4 protein-coding genes are annotated in these 1,975 nt (G+C 62.0%); 2 read left to right on the plus strand and 2 right to left on the minus strand.

Features of this window, described 5'->3' with window-relative positions:
• Together RMO57_RS20340 and RMO57_RS20345 are read left to right on the plus strand one after the other, a co-directional pair.
• Positions 1-119 (plus strand): PEP-CTERM sorting domain-containing protein (locus RMO57_RS20340; protein WP_414896465.1); only part of this gene is annotated, 119 nt, incomplete at its 5' end.
• A gap of 144 nt (positions 120-263) precedes the next feature.
• Positions 264-809 carry a cupin domain-containing protein gene (locus tag RMO57_RS20345; protein ID WP_310389778.1) on the plus strand — a complete coding sequence of 182 codons (546 nt, stop codon included), beginning with the start codon at positions 264-266 and terminating at the stop codon, positions 807-809.
• Between the two features lie 2 nt (positions 810-811).
• On the opposite strand, the gene RMO57_RS20350 is transcribed toward RMO57_RS20345, so the two are convergent.
• Both RMO57_RS20350 and RMO57_RS20355 read right to left on the minus strand, forming a co-directional pair.
• A complete protein-coding gene (locus RMO57_RS20350) occupies positions 812-1,603 on the minus strand; it encodes a hypothetical protein (protein WP_310389780.1) in 792 nt (263 codons plus the stop codon).
• A gap of 157 nt (positions 1,604-1,760) precedes the next feature.
• The coding region (locus tag RMO57_RS20355; protein ID WP_310389782.1) for a hypothetical protein at positions 1,761-1,975 on the minus strand (215 nt) is incomplete at its 5' end.

The raw sequence follows: 1,975 nt of genomic DNA on the forward strand, positions 1-1,975 counted from the left end.
GCGTGGTGGTCGACGACCTGCAGTTCACCACGGCCGTGCCGGAGCCACAGACTTATGCGCTGTTGCTGGCTGGTTTGATCGGTGTTGGCTTCATGGCCCGCCGTAACCGCCAAGACTGAATGTTCGATTGATTCAGTGGCCGAACCTCGGTTCGGCGCGATAGGTCAGGCCCGTGCGATTTGATTGCGCGGGCCTTTTTTGCTTTTGGGTCCGGCGGCGGGCGATGATGATGAGGAGTCTGTACAGCGTCTCAGGAGTGAGCAATGGAAATCGACCAGGACCAGGACAAGGACAAGGACAAGGACAAGGACAAGGACAAGGACAAGGACAAGGACGCCGAGCTGCGCCAACAACTGATCCGCAATTTTCTTGAAGTGCCGCGCGAGCGTTTCCACCGTGAGCCGGCTTACGACAGCATGGTCGGCGGCGTCACCGAGGGCACCTTGGCGCGCAAGCTGGGCTGCGGCGTCGACACGGTGGCGCCGGGCAAGCAGAGCTGCCCTTATCACTTCCACCACAGCCAGGAGGAGATGTTCATCGTGCTGGAGGGCACCGGCACGTTGCGGGTGGCGGGCGAGCTGTTGCCGATCAAGGCCGGCGACGTGATCTGCATTCCCTGCGGCCCTGAGTTCCCGCATCACATCATCAACACCTCAGACGCCGAGCTGAAGTATTTGTCCATCAGCACGCAGGAGCGGCCCGAGGTCTGCGAGTACCCCGACTCCGCCAAACTCGCGGTCTTCTCCAAGGGCCCGGCCTTCATCCAGCGGCGCGACAACACGCTGGACTACTGGGACGGCGAACGCTAAACCTAGATCAAGCCTTCGACCAACTTGGGCAAGGCATTGTCCAATTCGCGTTCAATCATCTGGTTGAGTTTGTCGATCTTTTCGGCCGCCGGCAGGCTGTCCCAAGGGTCAGTGCTGGCGCTGCTGATCTTCATGGTCAAAGGCTGGGCAACCGTGATCGTGCGTTGCTTGATGACGCTGGCGTCGCTCAGGTTCACCAGGCTCAAGCGCACAAACACAAAGGGTGCGATAAAGCCGTCCTGGGTATTCCCGGTGGTTTTGTCGATGACACGTTCCATCCGGCTGATGATGTAGCCCAGGCCTTCGGCCGTGCCGCCCATGTTGTAACCCCAGTCGTGGAATTGCACCAGCGCCTCGGCGCGATGCCGGGTCAGCACGACCAGATGAGTCGCCCCGCTGGCCCGCAGCGACTCCAGCAACTTTGCTGACACCTGCAACTTGCCGTCGGTGAACAGCTCGTTAGGATTCGCTATCCATTTTGGCGCCTTGACGTTGAACAGCATCGCTTCGTTTTGCGGCGCGAGACGCTTGAGCGTCGCCTGGGTCGCGCTCAAGGCCGAGGCATCAAAACCTGCGTCCGGAATGTCGACCGACATTTGATCATTCTTGGACAGGCGGCTGCCGGTCGAGGGGCGCGAGCCAATGATGTTGATCGACTCGCCGAGAAACGAAAGCACGCCGAACTTTGGCGCGGCGGCGGCCGCCGGCGCTTGGGCTTGGGCCGTGGCGGCACCGAGGCCAAAGCCCAAGCCGAGGCAGACAAGACCGATCGAGACAATTCTTCTGTGCTGCATGGGGCTGGGCCTCTGAGTGTTTGCGGTTGCGCGAGAGCCCCTGTCTATTCGCTGAAGGAGCGGCGCATTGTGGCAAAGAATGCGGGCGCTTGACGCCTTGCGCGTGGAAATGTTGAGCCGCCGGACGACTAGTCTTGCTGCCATTCCGCCAAAGCGGCTATTGGGCCGGTGCGCGCGGCGCCGACGGACCCGCTGGCGCTGCCGGTGCTGCGGGTGCCGCTGGAGGCGCCGGCGGCGCACGCCGGTCACCGCGCGAAAACACCTTGGCGATGCCCGAGGTCGTGCGCGTCACCGTGGGTTGGCCCCAGTACTCGATGTGGCCGACACCGGAGACATTCAGGTTCAACTTCTCGCTGACCCACAGATCGGCGT

Origin of the sequence: Roseateles sp. (assembly GCF_031397715.1) — a bacterium.
Taxonomy (GTDB): domain Bacteria; phylum Pseudomonadota; class Gammaproteobacteria; order Burkholderiales; family Burkholderiaceae_C; genus Paucibacter_A.